Origin of the sequence: Actinoallomurus sp. NPDC052274 (assembly GCF_040679475.1) — a bacterium.
GTDB lineage: Bacteria > Actinomycetota > Actinomycetes > Streptosporangiales > Streptosporangiaceae > Actinoallomurus > Actinoallomurus liliacearum.
Genome location: NZ_JBFAUT010000011.1, coordinates 40,655 through 56,463 on the forward strand (window position 1 = coordinate 40,655; position 15,809 = coordinate 56,463).

The 15,809-nt window shown below is 69.3% G+C and carries 19 protein-coding genes and 1 riboswitch; of the genes, 6 read left to right on the top strand and 13 right to left on the bottom strand.

What is annotated here, in order from left to right; genetic code table 11:
* Positions 1-41: 41 nt before the first annotated feature.
* The 4 genes from AB0K82_RS12450 to AB0K82_RS12465 all read right to left on the bottom strand — a co-directional run bounded on the left by AB0K82_RS12450 (position 42) and on the right by AB0K82_RS12465 (position 2,010).
* Positions 42-413, bottom strand: coding sequence for a hypothetical protein (locus AB0K82_RS12450; protein ID WP_364395810.1), 372 nt, complete (start codon positions 411-413; stop codon positions 42-44).
* On the bottom strand, positions 401-538 hold the full coding sequence (locus AB0K82_RS12455) for a hypothetical protein (RefSeq protein WP_364395812.1): 138 nt from the start codon (positions 536-538) through the stop codon (positions 401-403). The genes AB0K82_RS12450 and AB0K82_RS12455 overlap by 13 nt, the downstream gene beginning before the upstream one ends.
* A gap of 186 nt (positions 539-724) precedes the next feature.
* Positions 725-937 carry a hypothetical protein gene (locus AB0K82_RS12460; RefSeq protein WP_364395814.1) on the bottom strand — a complete coding sequence of 71 codons (213 nt, stop codon included), beginning with the start codon at positions 935-937 and terminating at the stop codon, positions 725-727.
* Between the two features lie 116 nt (positions 938-1,053).
* The gene (locus tag AB0K82_RS12465) at positions 1,054-2,010 is read right to left on the bottom strand and encodes an SDR family NAD(P)-dependent oxidoreductase (protein ID WP_364395816.1); all 957 of its coding nucleotides are present in this window, start codon (positions 2,008-2,010) and stop codon (positions 1,054-1,056) included.
* A 56-nt stretch (positions 2,011-2,066) separates the two neighbouring features.
* Between AB0K82_RS12465 and AB0K82_RS12470 the strand changes: the two genes are divergently transcribed.
* Complete coding sequence (locus AB0K82_RS12470) at positions 2,067-2,486, top strand: MerR family transcriptional regulator (protein WP_364395818.1); 420 nt, start codon at positions 2,067-2,069, stop codon at positions 2,484-2,486.
* A 278-nt stretch (positions 2,487-2,764) separates the two neighbouring features.
* Here the strand turns inward: AB0K82_RS12470 and AB0K82_RS12475 are convergent, their stop codons facing one another.
* Positions 2,765-3,427 (bottom strand): PhzF family phenazine biosynthesis protein, encoded by a 663-nt coding sequence (locus tag AB0K82_RS12475; RefSeq protein ID WP_364395820.1) that lies wholly within the window; start codon positions 3,425-3,427, stop codon positions 2,765-2,767.
* A gap of 180 nt (positions 3,428-3,607) precedes the next feature.
* On the opposite strand from AB0K82_RS12475, the gene AB0K82_RS12480 reads away from it, so the two are divergent.
* Entirely contained in the window at positions 3,608-4,336 is a 729-nt protein-coding gene (locus tag AB0K82_RS12480) for a methyltransferase domain-containing protein (protein ID WP_364395822.1), read from the top strand.
* Positions 4,337-4,551: 215 nt separating this feature from the next.
* On the opposite strand, the gene AB0K82_RS12485 is transcribed toward AB0K82_RS12480, so the two are convergent.
* Complete coding sequence (locus AB0K82_RS12485) at positions 4,552-5,985, bottom strand: hypothetical protein (RefSeq protein ID WP_364395824.1); 1,434 nt, start codon at positions 5,983-5,985, stop codon at positions 4,552-4,554.
* Positions 5,986-6,355: 370 nt separating this feature from the next.
* Here AB0K82_RS12485 and AB0K82_RS12490 point away from each other — a divergent pair, with 370 nt between their 5' ends.
* On the top strand, positions 6,356-6,811 hold the full coding sequence (locus tag AB0K82_RS12490; RefSeq protein ID WP_364395826.1) for a GNAT family N-acetyltransferase: 456 nt from the start codon (positions 6,356-6,358) through the stop codon (positions 6,809-6,811).
* Between the two features lie 445 nt (positions 6,812-7,256).
* Here the strand turns inward: AB0K82_RS12490 and AB0K82_RS12495 are convergent, their stop codons facing one another.
* Together AB0K82_RS12495 and AB0K82_RS12500 are read right to left on the bottom strand one after the other, a co-directional pair.
* Positions 7,257-7,892, bottom strand: coding sequence for a transcriptional regulator (locus tag AB0K82_RS12495; protein ID WP_364395828.1), 636 nt, complete (start codon positions 7,890-7,892; stop codon positions 7,257-7,259).
* Positions 7,889-8,284: a DNA-binding protein gene (locus tag AB0K82_RS12500; protein WP_364395829.1), complete on the bottom strand. Its 396-nt coding sequence runs from the start codon at positions 8,282-8,284 to the stop codon at positions 7,889-7,891. The genes AB0K82_RS12495 and AB0K82_RS12500 overlap by 4 nt, the downstream gene beginning before the upstream one ends.
* A gap of 60 nt (positions 8,285-8,344) precedes the next feature.
* Between AB0K82_RS12500 and AB0K82_RS12505 the strand changes: the two genes are divergently transcribed.
* Together AB0K82_RS12505 and AB0K82_RS12510 are read left to right on the top strand one after the other, a co-directional pair.
* On the top strand, positions 8,345-9,592 hold the full coding sequence (locus AB0K82_RS12505) for a PEP/pyruvate-binding domain-containing protein (protein ID WP_364395831.1): 1,248 nt from the start codon (positions 8,345-8,347) through the stop codon (positions 9,590-9,592).
* A 131-nt stretch (positions 9,593-9,723) separates the two neighbouring features.
* Complete coding sequence (locus AB0K82_RS12510; RefSeq protein ID WP_364395833.1) at positions 9,724-10,338, top strand: histidine phosphatase family protein; 615 nt, start codon at positions 9,724-9,726, stop codon at positions 10,336-10,338.
* Positions 10,339-10,405: 67 nt separating this feature from the next.
* On the opposite strand, the gene AB0K82_RS12515 is transcribed toward AB0K82_RS12510, so the two are convergent.
* The gene (locus tag AB0K82_RS12515; RefSeq protein WP_364395835.1) at positions 10,406-10,783 is read right to left on the bottom strand and encodes a hypothetical protein; all 378 of its coding nucleotides are present in this window, start codon (positions 10,781-10,783) and stop codon (positions 10,406-10,408) included.
* A 160-nt stretch (positions 10,784-10,943) separates the two neighbouring features.
* Positions 10,944-11,041, top strand: a riboswitch (TPP riboswitch).
* A gap of 60 nt (positions 11,042-11,101) precedes the next feature.
* Between AB0K82_RS12515 and tenA the strand changes: the two genes are divergently transcribed.
* Positions 11,102-11,782 (top strand): thiaminase II, encoded by a 681-nt coding sequence (tenA, locus tag AB0K82_RS12520; protein ID WP_364395837.1) that lies wholly within the window; start codon positions 11,102-11,104, stop codon positions 11,780-11,782.
* Positions 11,783-11,900: 118 nt separating this feature from the next.
* Here tenA and AB0K82_RS12525 read toward each other — a convergent pair whose 3' ends face one another.
* The 4 genes from AB0K82_RS12525 to AB0K82_RS12540 form a co-directional block, all read right to left on the bottom strand.
* Positions 11,901-12,791, bottom strand: coding sequence for a helix-turn-helix transcriptional regulator (locus AB0K82_RS12525; protein WP_364395839.1), 891 nt, complete (start codon positions 12,789-12,791; stop codon positions 11,901-11,903).
* A gap of 148 nt (positions 12,792-12,939) precedes the next feature.
* A complete protein-coding gene (locus AB0K82_RS12530; protein ID WP_364395841.1) occupies positions 12,940-13,359 on the bottom strand; it encodes an ATP-binding protein in 420 nt (139 codons plus the stop codon).
* A 1,153-nt stretch (positions 13,360-14,512) separates the two neighbouring features.
* Entirely contained in the window at positions 14,513-14,827 is a 315-nt protein-coding gene (locus AB0K82_RS12535) for a hypothetical protein (protein WP_364395843.1), read from the bottom strand.
* Between the two features lie 642 nt (positions 14,828-15,469).
* Positions 15,470-15,700: a hypothetical protein gene (locus AB0K82_RS12540; RefSeq protein ID WP_364395845.1), complete on the bottom strand. Its 231-nt coding sequence runs from the start codon at positions 15,698-15,700 to the stop codon at positions 15,470-15,472.
* Positions 15,701-15,809: the final 109 nt, after the last annotated feature.

Consider the following 15,809-nt stretch of genomic DNA (forward strand, 5'->3'; position numbering starts at 1 on the left):
CGGGAGCTCCCACCACGGCCGTTCCGGCGTGTTCGTCGGGGTCAGGGGGTATAGACGTTCGGCCGGGCGGGCTCGTTGGCGCTGTAGGTGTACGAGACGCCGTCCGGCGTCGTCCCGCCGGGCGGCGCGCTTATCGGCACGTCCAGGTAGCCGCCGCTGCCGAACCGCAGCGACGCCTCCGACGCCGCCTGCTCGGCGCCGTTCACCACGGGCCGCACCGTGTACGAGGCGCCCGACGCCGCGCCACTGTCGTAGTAGTTCGTCGAGTTCGTGATCGGGCCGGAGTTCACCTTCGTCGAGCCGCGGTAGAGGTTGAAGGACACGCCGGCCGGGTCGGTGCCGAGCAGCCGCCAGCCGACGAAGTTCCCGCTGCCGGACCGCACGCTGACCACGCCGCGGTTCAGCTTCTCCACCTGGCGGCGGTCGCCGCCACCGCGTCGTGCCGGGGCAGCTGCGCGCCTCCGGCGGTCAGCGTTCCGGCCGCGACGGCGAGCGCGACCGCTCCGCCGCGTCTCGGCCTGCTTCTGGGGCGTCCCATCGGCGTTCTCCTTCGTTCGCGGAGGCAATCGGGAAATCGATTTCCCGATGAGTCGACGAAGGCTAAACCGGCCGCCGGGCCGGGCCAAGACGCTTTCACGGTCCTTTCAGCCGCAGCCGCGCTCGCCGCCCACCGGCGGGCTCACCAGGGCGTCGGCCCCGGCGGGTCCGCCGGTGGACGAGGCGGTCACTTCAGCCAGAGCTGGTAGCCCGCGAAGGCGGTGGTGCACTTGTAGGCGTTGAAGTTCTCCCGCACGTACTGCTGTCCCGCGTCGACGCACGCCTTGTAGCTGCCGTAGACCCCATACGGCTGCCAACTGGCCGCCTGGGCGGGAACACCGACCCCGACGACCGCCATCCCGGCCAGTCCCGCGCCCGCGAGTGCCGTCCGTAGCCGCATCTCCGACCCCTCTCTCCAAGATCGACTTTTCAAGATCATCGCAGCGGGGGGTCGGGAAATGATCATGGTGGGCTGCCCACCATTCCGGTCTTTTTCGGCAGCTCTCGCCCTTGCCGTCAGGCGAACGCGTCCACCCCGGTGAGCTCGCCGGACAGCGTCCAGAGCCGCGCGGCCTCGTCCCGGTCCACCGCCCAGGGCTTGACCCCGCCGATGAGCATGTCGTCCGTGGTGGCGGGCTCCGCGATGTCGCAGTCCTGGCAGTACGCCCCGCCGTGGGCGTCGAGCAGCGGCGACGTGGCCGCCCACACGGCCGTCGCCGCGCCCTGCTCGGGGGTCTTGAAGCCCTCCGCCGGCCGCCCCTCCGGGTCGATCCACCCCTGGGCGACCTGTTCCTCGTGCGGGATGTACCGCTGGAGCGGAGTGAGGATGCTGCCCGGGTGCACCGCGAACGCCCGCAGCCGGTCCTCCGCCCCGAGCGCGTCGAGGTGCACGGCGAACAGGGCGTTCGCGGTCTTCGACTGCGCGTACGCGAGCCACCGGTCGTAGCCGGTACGGAAGTGGACGTCGTCCCAGCGGATGCCGGACAGGAAGTGTCCCGAGGAGGCCACCGCGACGACCCGGGCCCGGCCCGGGGCCAGCGCCGGGCGGAGCCGGTTGACCAGGGCGAAGTGCCCGAGGTGGTTGGTCGCGAAGTGCGCCTCCCAGCCGGGCCCGACCCGGGTCTCCGGGCAGGCCATGATCCCGGCGTTGCCGATGACGAGGTCGAGCGTGCGGCCCGTCTCCAGGAACGACTCGGCGAACACCCGGACGCTCTCCAGGTCGGCCAGGTCGAGTTCGCGGACCTCCGTGCGGGGGATGCCGCGCAGGGCCTCCTCCGCCGTCGCCCGCCGCCGGGCGGGAACGATCACCAGTGCGCCCGCCCCGCTGAGCGCGCGCGTGATCTCCAGCCCGAGGCCGGAGTAGCCGCCCGTGACCAGGGCCGTCCGGTCCGACAGGTCGATCCCGGCCAGGACCTCCTCCGCCGTGCTGTGCGCGCCGAAACCACTGCCGATCTTCTGCTGCTTCGCTGTCATGGCTCAGGACGCTAAAACCTAGAGTTCTCTCTAGGTCAAGTTGTACGCTCGACGTCGTGACGAGGAATGCGGGCGGCCTGTCCATCGGGCAGGTCGCGGAGCGGACCGGGCTCAGCGTGCACGCCCTCCGGTTCTTCGAGCGTGAGGACCTCTTCCTCGGCCCGATCCGCCGGTCGGCGGGCGGACAGCGGGTCTACGATCCCGCCGACGTCGAGTGGCTGCTGCTGTGCAACCGGTTCCGCGACTCCGGCATGTCGATCGCCACGATGAAGCGGTTCGCCGAGCTCGTACGGTCCGGTCCCGGCAACGAGCGAGAACGGCTGGCCCTGCTCGAGGAGCACGAACGCACCGTCCAGGCCAGGATCGCCGAGCTGAGCGCGAGCCTGGAGATCATCCACGACAAGGTCGCGACGTACCGCGGGCACGTCGAGGACGGCACCGCCCCCGGCCTCTGGTCTCCCACCCCCGGCCGATGACCCGCCCACCAGGGCCTGTCGCGGAAGGCACCGGCCGTCGATCCCACCTGTAAGGCCGGCGCGGCTCCGGCGCGGTTCGCAGGTCACCGGAGGCGGCTCTTCAATCGGACCCCAGAGTCCGTGCCCGCTGTCCGAAGGCGATGCCGGCTCAACGGCCTCCTGACGTCATCCCGTCGGATCGATCAGCCACTGTGACGTCGGTGTTGACCTCACAGACCCGGCAGACCGGTCATCGCCCCGACACCACCGGCGGCAAGGTGACAACGACGGCGGCAACCTCACCGCGGAGGCATCGCGTTCCCTGCCGGGCGGGCGCGTCCGCCGACCTCGATCAGCCCGCCCGGCCTCGGAGCGGTCGCGATCCGCGAGCCGCGGCCCTGGGTGATCGTCAGGGCGCGGCCGAGGCGGGCCGTCAGCAGCAGCGCCGCCGCGCCGGTCGCCTCGTCCTCGTCGATCCCGTCATCGCGGCCGGGGAAGGCACGGGCCCGCACCCCACCGGCCACCTCGTCCTGCCATGCCCACGCGTAGATCCACTCCCCCGGCGGCGGCACGGGCAACGCGTCGACCTCCGCCGCCGAACCGTACTGTCGCAGCGTGCGCGGCGGCGCCCACTCCGCCCGCGCCTCGATCCACGCCCACTCCCCCTCGCGCCGGGCGCGGACCCGCCCGGCCGGGGTGATCAGCGCGGGCAGGCCGAGCAGCCAGGCCGTGCCGACACACGGATGCCCGGCGAACGGCAGCCGCAGCGTCGGCGTGTAGATGTCGATGACGCCGCGCTCGGCGTCGTCCACGAAGACGGTCTCGCTGAACCCGAGCCGCCGCGCGAACGCCTGCCGCTCCCGCTCCGTCGGCACGGCGGCCCCGTCCCGTACGACCCCGAGCGCGTTGCCGTCGTTCCCGTCCGGCCCGCAGAAGACCCGCAGCACGTCGTATTCGGTCACCCGCGAAGTGAAGCACGCCATCGCCGACCGACCGGCCCGCCCGGCCTCGGTGGCTCAAGGAGGCGGCGACCACGGCGTACCGAATGCTCGGTAACCGCGTCTTGGAAAGGCGCATACGCCTACAGGCCACCACCGCAGGCGGCGCTTTTCCGAGCGATCGGTCCGGCTTACCCTTGGCCGGTGTTCTCGCCTCAAGGCCCATCTCTACGTGAACTGGCGATCCAGGCGCTGTCCTCGGTCGAACACGGCTACGACCTGCTGGCTCCACGGTTCGACCACACGCCGTTTCGCACCCCTGACAGCGTTCTCGACGCGACCGCCGACGCTCTTCGTCCGCTCGGGCCGTTCGGCCAGGGGCTGGACGTGTGCTGCGGCACCGGCGCGGGCACGCGGACCCTCGAAGCCGTCTGCCAGGGGCGGATCACGGGTGTCGACTTCAGCGCCGGCATGCTCGCGCAGGCGCGCGCAGCGCACCCGGCCGCCGAGTGGGTACGGGCCGACGTTCGCGCCCTGCCCTTCACCGCGGCCTTCGACCTCGCGGTCAGCTTCGGAGCGCTCGGACACTTCCTGCCCGCCGACCGGCCCGCGCTGTTCGCCGGGGTGTACCGCGCGCTGCGGCCCGGTGGGCTCTTCGCCTTCCCCCTCGGCGCGCCGCCGCCCGTCACGTCGGGCTGGTACTGGGCGCTGCTCGGATTCGACCTGGCCATGCGGGTCCGGAACGCCGTGTGGCGTCCCCCGTTCGTCATGTACTACCGGACCTGCCCGTTGCAGGCGGTCCGCGACGACCTGACGGCGGCCGGATTCACCGTGACGACGGTTCCCTTGACGCCCCTGGGCCGACGCGACGACGGCAACCCGCGCTACCGGCTCGTCCTCGCGCGAAAGCCACAGACGCTCAAGGATCTCTGAGCCTGCGCGACTCCATCGCGATGATCCAGGCAACGAGAAGATCCACGGCGAGGCCGGACAACGCCGCGCGCTGATTGGCGGGACTCAGGCCGGTCGGCGCGTGGACGCGCCGACCGGCCTTCTCTTGTCGTCCGGGGCGGAGATGAGCCTCCCCGTACCCTGGGCCGGCCCGATGCCGGGCCGGTCCAGGGCATGTGTGAGCCCGCCGCGCGTACTCAGGGTGCGCTCGGCGACCCCTGCGCGGTGAACCTGCCGCGCACGGCCGCCGCGACGAACGCCGCTCTGGCCGTGTCATCCCGCAACTCGTCGAATGCCGCCCAGACGCCCTGGGCGGATTCGGCTGACAGGCCGGCGGCGTCGATGGCGTCGGCGAGTTCGACGATCGTCGGCCAGTACTCCGTCCAGCAGTACGTTCCGGCGATCTCGCGTAGCACCGGGTGCATGGCCGCCAAGTCATCGGAGGCCCAGGCGCGCGCGTTGCGCACCATTCGCTCGTGACCGGGACGCAGCAGCTCTTGAACGTCGCCACCTCCCCGTTCGCTCAGGGCCGCGTAGCGCGCGCAATCTCCGATGGCCGCACGGACGATGCGCAGCACACCTTCGAAGACGCGGACATTGAAGAAGCGCGCTGATCGGCGCGCCGGATTCAGACCCTCCTCCAGCAGAGGCTCGTTCCGGGCGAGGCGCCGCACCGATCGGCCGTTGGCGTCGATCCGGTCCGGCGTCAGCCACGGGCCGCTGGTCAGGCATTCGAGCAGCAAGAGCGTGGTGTTGGTGCGGAAGGTCAGACCTTTCAGATCCGGATCATCCGGCAATTCGTCCAGGTTCCTGCCGCCGTTGCTGGCCTCCGCGTCGAGGTCGTATACATACCCTCGGTCCGCGTTCGGCTGGGGGTCGCCGTACACACCGGCGCGGAACAGGTAGAAGCCGCGCACCAGCGTTTCCCTGGCATGCGGCCAGTACATCTGCTTGAGCGCGGCACGGGTCGTGCCACGCATACCGTTGTCCAGCACGATGAGGTCGTGCGGCGGTTCAGGATCGTCGACCGGAAGACCCTGCCTACGCAGGAGGGTCGTCAGGTTGGTCGACGCGCCCGCCATCGACTCGTCGGTGGTGGGCGGATTCCAGGCCAGGTTGCCGAACATCTCGGCCAGTTCGGGGAAGGTCTCGCCGTGGTTGCGTTCGCGATCCGCCAAGGCGTTCGCGATTGTTTCCCGGTTGATGCGGATGTCCACGCACCGCGCCCGGACCCGTGGGTCGAACCAGTGAATGACCTTCTCGATGTTCTCGGCGTCGCGGCCGAGCACCAGGAGCAGCGCGCCGCGCGCGACTTCCTCGCGGAGGTCTCCGAGCATGCGATGCACGGCCCTCACGTAGAACGGCGCGACGGTCTCCCATGCGGCGTCGTACGTGTCACCGAGGGTCGTCGCCACGGCGTCCCGTTCGGTCTCGGACGTGAACGAGTACAGCCCTTTGGTTTTCAGGACCGCACGCACAGCGGCCGCCCTGCGATCTGCTCGGAACAGCCGGCTCGCCGTCAGGCCGTCGGCGCTGCGCGCCGAGTTCTCGGCGACCTGCCCTCTCTCGCCGTGGACGGCAGCACCGTCCAACCGGCGGGATCGCTCACTTCGTGTGGCGTTGTTCGTCATCACGAAACAACTCCTTGTCTTGTTTGTCGTCCTTCACGACCCTTAGCCGCGGTGGTCACTGTCCTGGCTTGTTGTCGCGCGGCAACAAGCCGGCTCGAGGGTGCTGGTTCGAGAATCGGCGGTACAGCCCTGTTCCCATCTCCGGTGTCGCACTCAGGTCCTTCTCCGGTGTCGCACTCAGGTCCTCGAGATGAGCGACGTTCCTTCGTGGCGCCGGGGATGTGGCAGCGACCGCGCCGCTCGCGGCGACGGGACTGGTCTCGCGCTTTCGCACGCGAGTGGCCGTGTTCGCGCCGGGCGCTCGTCCGTACGCTCGGGAGCCGAAGTCGGCCGTCGCCGACGATGCCGCACCAGATCGCGCAGGAGACCGATGATCAGCGTCCGCAGGCTCGTTCCGTCCGACAGGGCCTCCTGGGAGGAACTGTTCCGCGGCTACGTCGCCTTCTACGAGCGGGTCGAACCCGACGAGATGTACGAGCGGGCGTGGCGCGAGTTCCAGGCGGACACCCGCATGCACGCCCTCGGCGCGGAGCTCGACGGGCGGCTCGTCGGGATCGTGCACTTCCTCACACACGCCAGTACCTCGATGCCCGACGCCGACGTCTGCTACCTACAGGACCTCTTCACCGCCCCGGACGTACGCGGCAAGGGCGTCGGCCGCGCTCTGATCACGGCGGTCGCGGACTGGGCGAAGGCCCACGACTGCGCCCGCGTCTACTGGCACACCCACGAGTCGAACAGCACGGCCCGGCGGTTGTACGACTCGATGGCCGAGAACCGCGGTTTCATCCGCTATCAGATCGACCTGTCGCGCCGGTCCCGTTGACGTTCGGCGTGAGAAGGCGACGGGACTCGCCGCCGGGTCAGGGTCGGCCCGCACCTGGGACCGTGACCTCGGTCGCGAACACCTGCCCGCCGCCACGGGGTACGGCGTCGGCCAGCCCGGCCACTCGGCGACGGCGACGGCGACGGCGACGGCGACGGCGACGGCGACGAACAGCGTGCGCCGGTCCGAGCCCCCGAGCGCGCACGCGAACGCACCGCGGTCGAGGTCGACCGTCCGGAGGATCTCGCTGGGGCTCGTCGTGCGGGGGGCACCGAATGCTCGGAGAAGGTCCGCCCGTGGCGTCGGTATGGGCGCTTTGCCCTTTCCGTGGAACGCGGTTGCCGAGCATTCGGTACGCCTCGAAGCCTCGGGTGGCGCGTCTCCGCCGACCGTGACAAGGATCGCCCGGCGCCGAATCGTGGATGCGGGGCGGCGGAGTCCGGGGTCAGGGTTCCGCATGCCGGTCGAGGCCGAGCGTGGCGATGAGGTCCTCGTGCAGCTCGAACCAGACCCGATGGCAGGAGTCGACGTCGGTGCGGTCGACCCACTCGCCCTCCCCGGCCTGGGCGCGCGCCAGGGCCGCGGTGAACCGTTCGCCGTATCCGTGGAACCGGGTGAGGACGCCCTCGAGCCGGTCCGCGAGTGGCCTGAGCGCGCGGTCGACGCCCGCGAGCTCGGACAGGACTCCGGCGTCCCAGGCGGGATCGGAGTGGTCGTTGACGGCGAGCCGATCGCCGGCGGCGGGCCGGAGTTGCCAGTCGGTGCAGGCCTGTAGCAGGAGGGCGTTCAGCGGGAGGAACGCGCGGTAGACGTCACGGACCTCCTCGGCGTCGCCGACGCGTGCGAGCTCGGCCGCGAGCAGGCGCTCGTTCTCGGCTCGGCCCGCTTCGGTCAACGACCAACCTCCGGTGCCGGCGAAGGCGGTGTGCTCGACCCAGCCACGTGCCTGGGCGTCGAGCAGCGTCTCTTCCGTCTCGGCCGCGTCGAGCCCGTACCGATGAGCGACGACGGGGGTGTCCGCGAACCCGGTGATGCGCACGGCGTGCAGCACCAGGAGACCCAGTGAAGAGTCCCGCGTCACGAGCCGGCGTCCTGTCGTGCCGCCAGGCGGGTGTACCGCTGCTGGCACGCCTGCGGGGAGTTGAACCCCATCGCGTCCGCCATCTGCGCCCAGGTCAATCCCGCACTCCGGGCCATGAACAGCAGGGCGGATTCGAGTCCTTCGACCTCCGCGCGCGCGGCGGGCAGGAGGGCGAGCGCGCTCAGGATGTCCTCCGGGTCCAGGTCGGCGCAGCGCCAGACGGCGAACTGCACGAGGTCGACCGCCGACGGCGGCGCGGGCGACGGTCGCCACGGACGGGCGTCGAGCGCGTCGGCGCCCAGGTCCAGTAGACGCTCACGCGCGTCCTGCTCACGCCGGGCCCGGAGGTGGTCGGCATGCGCGCTGTGAGCGATGTCCTGCTTGCGGGGCATGCGACCGATGATGCACCCTCAACAAAACGTTGTCAACGTTCTGTTGAGAGGTGAGGATCGGTGCTCGTACCCCTCATGGAGGCCGCCGCCGATACCTGCGGAGGCAAGGCCGGGGCACTCGGCGCGCTGTTCCGCGCGGGCCTGCCGGTTCCTGACGGCTTCGTCGTCCCGTTCGCCGCGTACCGGGCCGCTGTCGGCGACCTGGGCCTCGGGCGGTTCACCGGCGAGCCGGACGAGCTTGACGCGGCGCGGCAGGCGATTCAGGGCCGCCCGCTCCACGCGACCCTGGTCGACGCGCTGGGACGCGCACTCGACGAGCTCGGCGACCCGCCCGTGGCGGTGAGATCATCGGCGGCGAACGAAGACACCGGTCAGGCGTCGGCGGCCGGTCGGTACGAGAGCTTTCTCGCCGTGCGCGGAGTCGGCGAGGTCGCCCATGCCGTACGCGCCTGCTGGGCCTCGCTGTGGTCTCCACGTGCCCTCGGTTACCGGGACGCCTCCGGACGCGACGGCCGGCCGTCCGACGACCTTGTGATGGCCGTCATCCTCCAGCGCCATCTGGACGCCGAGGTGTCCGGGGTCATGTTCACGCCCGCGGTCCCGAACGACGCGACCGAGATCGAGGCGTCCTGGGGCCTGGGCCCCAGCGTCGTCGGGGGCACCGTCACCCCTGACGCCTATCGCGTCGCCGAGGACGGGTCGGTCACACGCACCGTCGCGGACAAACGGACCCGCCTCGACCGGCGCGGTACGCGGCTCGTCGTTCGCGACGTGCCCACCCGTGTCCGGCACCGACCCGCGCTCGACGACGCGACCGCCACGCACCTCGCCGCGTTGAGCAAGGAGATCGCCGCCGTACTCGGCGGACCGCAGGACATCGAATGGGCGATCGTCGACGGCCGCACCTGGATCCTGCAAGCCCGGCCGGTCACCGCCACGCCCCCACCGCCACCATCGCCTTCCGACACCTCGGACACCCCACCTGCCACGCTCAACGGAATACCGGGTAGCCACGGGACCGTGACCGGCACCGCGAGGATCGTCCGCGGTCCCGGCGACTTCGCGCGCGTGCAGCCGGGCGACATCCTTGTCTGCCCCTTCACCGACCCCGCGTGGACGCCGCTGCTGCGCATCGCCGCCGGCGTCGTCACCGAGACAGGAGGCGCGCTCTCCCACGCCGCGATCGTCGCCCGCGAGCAGGCCATCCCCGCCGTTCTCGGCATCCCGAACGCGACAGCCAGGCTCCGCGACGACGCCGTCATCACCGTCGACGGCACCGCCGGCACCGTCACCGGGACGAACGCGTGACCGATCACTTCCGCCTCGGCCGGGAGCCATCGCCGGGCGTCGCGCCCCGCCTACGTAGCCGCCGAACCCACACCTACAGGCCGAAAGGAGATGGGAACGGGTCCGCACGGACGCCGCGTCCCTGACCACTGATGACAACGCGACACCTCTACCTGGCACGCCACGGCGCGGCCGACGCGTTCGGGGAGCTCACCGACGTCGGGCGGCGGCAGGCATGCCTGCTGGGCGAACGGCTCGCCGGCATACCGGTCGACGCCGTGTGGCACTCTCCGCTACCACGCGCCGTGGCGAGCGCGCACGAACTCGCCCGGCATCTACCGAACGTGCCCGTGACCGAGGCCGCCGAACTCGTCGACCACGTGCCCTACGTCCCCAGTGCCGCCGAAACGCCCCCGTCCTGGGCCGGCTTCTTCGACGGCTACGACGACGCCGAGGCGGCGTCGGGCCAGAGGCTCGCCGCGGCCCTGGTCGTCCGGTTCGCGAAGGTCCCCGACACGACCACGGAAAGGAGCCGTCCCGACACGCACGAGGTCCTGGTGACGCACGCCTACCCGATCGCGTGGCTGGTGCGGCACGCGCTGGAGGCGCCCCCGTCACGGTGGCTCGGGCTGAACAGCGCCAACACCGCACTGACGGTCATCGAGTACCGCGACGGCCTGCCGCCCACGATCGTGATGTTCAACGACATGAGCCACCTCCCGGCCGACCTGCGCTGGACCGGGTTCCCCGAACGCGTCAGGCCATGAGTGGCTCTCGTCGAGCGTCCCGACGACGAGTCAGGAGGTGACACTCGAGCCGCGTGGTTCGCCGTCGTCACTTGATCCAACGGGCAGCGGCCTCGTAGGTGGTGGCCGGGGAGCTGTTGAACGCGATGGCCGCATCGGGTGCGTGCCGCCGCACCAGGTTGATCACTTGCTCGAGGAGTTCAACCTGATCGTCTGAGTGCCGCAGGCCACCGCCGACGGTGACGCACTCCCACGGATGGGCTCGCAGCGCACTGCCGACGACCGCCTCCACGTCGTCATTTCCATCAAGGCCGATCAGGCAGGTCTCGACGCCCACGCCATGTTCGGCGAACTTGGTCAGCCCCGCCTCGATCGCCTTGGCCGCCGGCTCGGGATCCCACGGCCCGGGCACCCGATACGGATCAAACCCGATGACGAGGACGCGGGGCGAAGCAGCGGAGTCCATGCCTGGACGATACGCGTCGAACGACCCGCGAATCAGGAGTTGTTGCTCAAGCCTCCTTACACGCCGGCGCGGCGGCCGGCGGAGACGGCCTCACACCCGCTGGAGGCCCGTTTTGGGCGCCGCCGTGAGTGGCAGGTCCCGGGCGATCCTTGTTACGGTCGGCGGTGACGCGGGGTGCCCGGCATGGCCCGGGCTGAGAACACACCCGTCGAACCTGATCTAGCTAGGACTAGCGAAGGGACGTCGCCATGACCGGTTCTCCCCTGGTGCTGTCGAGCGTCCGTGCCGTGCCGTCCGCCGACCGCTGAGGAGATCCCGATGTTCTGCGACGACGTGTGGAAGCGCTCGGCGCGACTGCTCCGCGCGATCCACGAGCACCCGTTCAACACCGCCCTCAGCGATGGAACGCTGGACCGCGAGCGGTTCGCCTTCTACATCGTGCAGGACGCCCGCTACCTGGAGGCGTTCTCCCGGGCGCTCGCGGTCGCCTCGACCCGGGCCACCGACACCGACGACGCCGTCTTCTTCGCCGAGAGCGCGCACGCCGCGCTGGCGGCGGAGCGTACGCTGCACGCCGGTTACATCGAGGAGTTCGGCCTGACCGCCGACGACTTGGCGGGCATCGACACCTCCCCCACCTGCCTCGGCTACGCGTCCTTCCTCCAGGCGACGGCCCTCGCCGACCCGTACCCGGTGCTGGCGGCGGCGGTACTGCCGTGCTTCTGGGTGTACCAGGACGTCGGGACCGCCCTGCTCGAGAACACCGCCGACGTCGAGGACCACCCGTACCGCGCCTGGATCGCGACCTACTCCGACCCGGCCTTCGCCGAGTCCACCGAACGCGCCAAGGACATCACCGACCGCCTGGCCGCGACCACCGACCCGGCGACCCGCGAGGCGATGACCCGCGCCTTCTTCCGCGCCACCGAGTACGAGTGGATGTTCTGGGACAGCGCCTGGCGCCGCGAGACCTGGCCCACCGCCGAATGGCTCAAGTAGGCCGTCATAAGCCGAGGCGCGGCCGTACGGTCCCGGTGTCCGCGGTGCCCGTACCGGCCGCGCCGTGTCGCTCAGCGACCGACTTCGCCGGTCGTGAGTCCGGCGGTCTCCTGTGAGGTCAGCGACGCCACCTCGACGCACGCCTCGTCGTTGACCCCGGTGCTAACTGAGCTTTTGCGCCACTGCATCGCCACTCGGTGGCCTCCAATCGCCGTTCGATCAGCACGCGTGAGGCGTCCTCGGAGGCTGCCTTCTGCCCGATCCGGTCGAAGTCCATACGGAACTGCTCGACCTCGCCGCACATCTCGATCAGCCGACCGCCTCTCGCCGCTCCAGCGTAGGCAATATCGCGGGAATCGACAGTGATGACGCGGAACGAGCCGTCCTTCCCGATATGGGCGCCTGTCGAGCGCGGGATGACGCGAATGGAGACGTTCGGCCGCTGCATCAGTTCGAGCAGGTACCGGAGCTGTGCCTGCATGACCTCGAAGCCGCCGATGCAGTCGTCCAGGACCTCCTCGTCCAGTAGCGCCCAGACGTACGGCGGATCCGGCCTGTCCAAGATGGCGGTCTGCCGCTCCATCCTGGCCTTGAGTGTCTCGTCGAGATCCTTGCCGTCACTGCTGGCCAGCAGCAGGGCTCGCGCGTAGTCCTCGGTCTGAAAGGGTCCTGGAATGTACTGACCCTGGTAGATCCTGATCAGCTGGGCGATGGCCTCGTACGCGGTGACGGACTGGGCCCAGTCGGGGTTGTGGCCGTTCTGGGCGTACCAGAGCAGCAGCTCGAAGAGGCCGCCGGTCCGGAAGTGGCGGTCGATGATCTTGGCCTGCCTCTCGTCGATCTTTCTCCGTCCCGCCTCGACGTTGGAGACGGTCGACGGCGCGGCGGTGGCGATCTTCCCCCACTGAGCGAGCGAGAGGCCGTTCTTCTCGCGCTCCCACCTGAGCAGGTACGCGAGCATGTGCCAGAGCGAGACCTTCGGGTTGAGCGGAGCCCGGACGACCGACATCGACTCTCCTTGGGTTATCCAGCGTGAGTGACCACTTACGGAGAGTAGATACTTCGTTGCCTTAACGCAGCCGATTCCCGAAAACTCGCCCAGACGGGCACTGCGGCCCCAATACCAGCACCGCTCCAGACGGCTCCATACATCGGGACTACGGTCCGACGCGAGCCCAGACGACCTTTCCGCGGGCCGTCGTCGACCGGTACCAGCCGAGCCGCTGGTCGGACAGCTCGTAGGCCAGTGCGAGTCCGCGACCGGACTCGCCGCACTCGGTCAACGGGAGGAGCCTGGGAAGGTCGTCGGGGTCGGGATCCCAGACGGCCAGCTCCAGAAGATCCCGGCCGGCCTGACTGGAGACCCACACGTGCACTTCCTTGCCCTCGTAGAGCCGCACCGCGTTGGTGGCCAACTCCGTGAGGATGAGCCGTCCGGCGAATCTGACGTTCTCCGACAGGCCCCAGGAGTCAACGGCTTGATCTACCAGATTACGGACGAGATAAACGTTCTCCGCATAGGCGAACAGCTTAAGATCGAACCTGCGGGGAATCTCGTACAGTCGGGCGATGTCCACGCTCGTCACGTCCTTCGGATCGACTGCCGAAAGACTGATCCGGCACACCGACCCTCGCCACAATTCCGGAAGCCCTGGAAAGGCCGAGCATCTCCGTGGTGACGTCGGACGAGATCGATCCGGGTGCCCCTCTGCGGAATCGACCGACCGGCGACCTGCGATGCCGATGCACTCGTGACGGTATGTGCCAACCACCGATCGGTAGCTCGAAGGCAGATCGACCACGAAGCTTTACGAACAGGCCGGTCGGCGCGTGAGCGCGCCACCGCCACCCCGGACGCCTTCCGCTCTCGGCGCTCTGGATGATTCGGCGGTGTAACGCGGGTGAGCCGCATACACAAGCCTCGGGAAACGCCCCTGCTGGCGGCCCGACTTATCGCTCTTTACCGGCATCTGCGCGCCCGAACGTGCCGCGTTGCCCGAGCGTTCCGCACGCCCACGGGGAGCCCCACCCACCAAGGCGGCCGGCATTGGACATTGCCGCCGCCATTGACCGGGGAAATCCGGCTATCCGGACGCCGGACGGTCTACACCGACGGCAATCGGTCAACGGCGACGGCAAAGCGCCGACGGCCGAGGCTTCTCCTGCCACTCGACGCGTGGCTTATCCCTCGGCGGCTGCGTCGCGGTCGCCGACGAGGACCAGCACGCCTGACCTGCCGGGCGCAGAAGGCTCGGGGAACTACCTCGGAAAGGCCAGGCTTGTCACACCGGCCTCCGGTTGTCGCCTGGGGTGGAGGTAGGCCCTCGTGCCCTGGGCAGCCCGATACCGGACAGGTCCAGGGTCATGAGTGAGCCTTCCGCGCGCATTCAGGGCGCCCTCGGCGACCCCGTGCCGTAGACCTGCCGGATACGACCGCCGTCCGGCAGTACGTGCCAGCGATCTCGCGTAGCACCTGGTGCCTGCCCTAGAGGTCGTCGATGAGCCAGGCGCGGACGTTGCCCACCATCCGATCGTGGCTGGGACGCAGGAGTTCTTGCACGTTGCCACCTCGCCGCTCGCTTCGGGGGAGGCGCCGCACCGGTCGGCCATGACATCGATCCGATCCGGCGTCAGCCGCAGGCCGCTGGTCAGGCGTTCGAGCAACGCCCCGGCCAGCCAGGCGACTCTCGGCGTCCGGGTTCCTGACGATCACTCTCAGCTATCAACTCGTCAGAGCCGGGTTCGCCACGGAGACGGCGCGATCGACGCGAGGTCGCGGGAGAATCGGTCGGTGAACTGGCGCGCCGACCTACCCGGAGCGGCAATCCCTCTGCAGCCGGCAAGGCCGGCGTCGACCAGTTCCGCCTTCGCGTGCCTGGGCTGTTCGAAGTACAACTCTGCATCCAGGGCATCGTCCATCGGGCAGTGGAAGACCCCGGACGGCCATTTCGGTGCCGCTTCGACATCCTTGGCAATGCGCCGCGCCAGATCGGCGTTCCCCCGTGTTAACTCGGCACGGCATGCTGGTTCATGCCAGGCAGCCACACGACGACAATGCCGACAGGGTGAGGGTCGACCGCGACCAAGCCATGCACCCGCTCATTGCCGGATCCACGAGGGACGGTGCACGGCGCGTGAGCGTCGCCCGTCGTCCGCACGACCGCTGACGGTGCCGAAGTCGGCTGCGCGGCCGCGACCGGATTTCCTTGGCCGGCGCCAACAAGCGAGCATCCCGTCCCAGCCGACACGAGAACCGCAGCGACGATCACCGACCGCCTCGGCATGTCTCGGCACCTCTCATTCGGGAGAGCGATCCGCTTGGCAGTGTCCAGAGTGGCGCGACACTTTCCGTTTGACGCTGTTCAGCTCTCCATCAGCGATCACGGTAGACGAAATGATCTTCGCCCTCAACGAAGAACCTCCAGCTCTCAACTCTGCTGGAGACGGCAGGGAAGATCTCTAGGGAGATTCCATGGGTCATCCGTACCTGCCCCTGCTTCACCCAGAACCCAGTCGGTCACGACGATCTGGGTGGCCCGCAGCGCAGGCTCAAGGCGCTTCGCCCCACGATCGTACATCATTCGAAATGAATCCATTGCTTCCGAGGGATCGGCCGCTCGGTCTTCGGGCCAGCTCATATCGTCGGAGCCGGAAAAATCAACCATCCCACACTTTCCGCTTACATACCTAAAGAGTAATACGAACCTCTCTAGCTTCCATATCTGCAGCATCGCCGTATCGGAGAACAGCGACGGCTGGACGGAAGGCGAGACTTCTAAGCGTCTCCTCTGCGGCCGCAAAAAGTGCATCAGCGTCGGGGCCGTAGCTATACATCGTCACCGCGCCACCCCCAAACTCGTCACCATCAAACTCCCCGACGCCGGCCTGTTCGATCACAGTACCCAGACGCGCCTTCATGTGCCGTATCGCCTGACGCTCCTGCTCATTCCCGAAACCGTCGCCACTTAGTTGATATGTCACGATTACTGCATGCTCCGACACAATTCAACCTCAAACTTCTACCGAT

What these genes read in the sequence shown, in the direction of transcription:
- AB0K82_RS12455 (WP_364395812.1), bottom strand. Translation starts at nt 538, where the DNA reads ATGGGACGCCCCAGAAGCAGGCCGAGACGCGGCGGAGCGGTCGCGCTC.
- AB0K82_RS12460 (WP_364395814.1), bottom strand. Translation starts at nt 937, where the DNA reads ATGCGGCTACGGACGGCACTCGCGGGCGCGGGACTGGCCGGGATGGCG.
- AB0K82_RS12465 (WP_364395816.1), bottom strand. Translation starts at nt 2,010, where the DNA reads ATGACAGCGAAGCAGCAGAAGATCGGCAGTGGTTTCGGCGCGCACAGC.
- AB0K82_RS12485 (WP_364395824.1), bottom strand. Translation starts at nt 5,985, where the DNA reads ATGACGAACAACGCCACACGAAGTGAGCGATCCCGCCGGTTGGACGGT.
- AB0K82_RS12490 (WP_364395826.1), top strand. Translation starts at nt 6,356, where the DNA reads ATGATCAGCGTCCGCAGGCTCGTTCCGTCCGACAGGGCCTCCTGGGAG.
- AB0K82_RS12500 (WP_364395829.1), bottom strand. Translation starts at nt 8,284, where the DNA reads ATGCCCCGCAAGCAGGACATCGCTCACAGCGCGCATGCCGACCACCTC.
- AB0K82_RS12510 (WP_364395833.1), top strand. Translation starts at nt 9,724, where the DNA reads ATGACAACGCGACACCTCTACCTGGCACGCCACGGCGCGGCCGACGCG.
- AB0K82_RS12515 (WP_364395835.1), bottom strand. Translation starts at nt 10,783, where the DNA reads ATGGACTCCGCTGCTTCGCCCCGCGTCCTCGTCATCGGGTTTGATCCG.
- tenA (WP_364395837.1), top strand. Translation starts at nt 11,102, where the DNA reads ATGTTCTGCGACGACGTGTGGAAGCGCTCGGCGCGACTGCTCCGCGCG.
- AB0K82_RS12525 (WP_364395839.1), bottom strand. Translation starts at nt 12,791, where the DNA reads ATGTCGGTCGTCCGGGCTCCGCTCAACCCGAAGGTCTCGCTCTGGCAC.
- AB0K82_RS12540 (WP_364395845.1), bottom strand. Translation starts at nt 15,700, where the DNA reads ATGAAGGCGCGTCTGGGTACTGTGATCGAACAGGCCGGCGTCGGGGAG.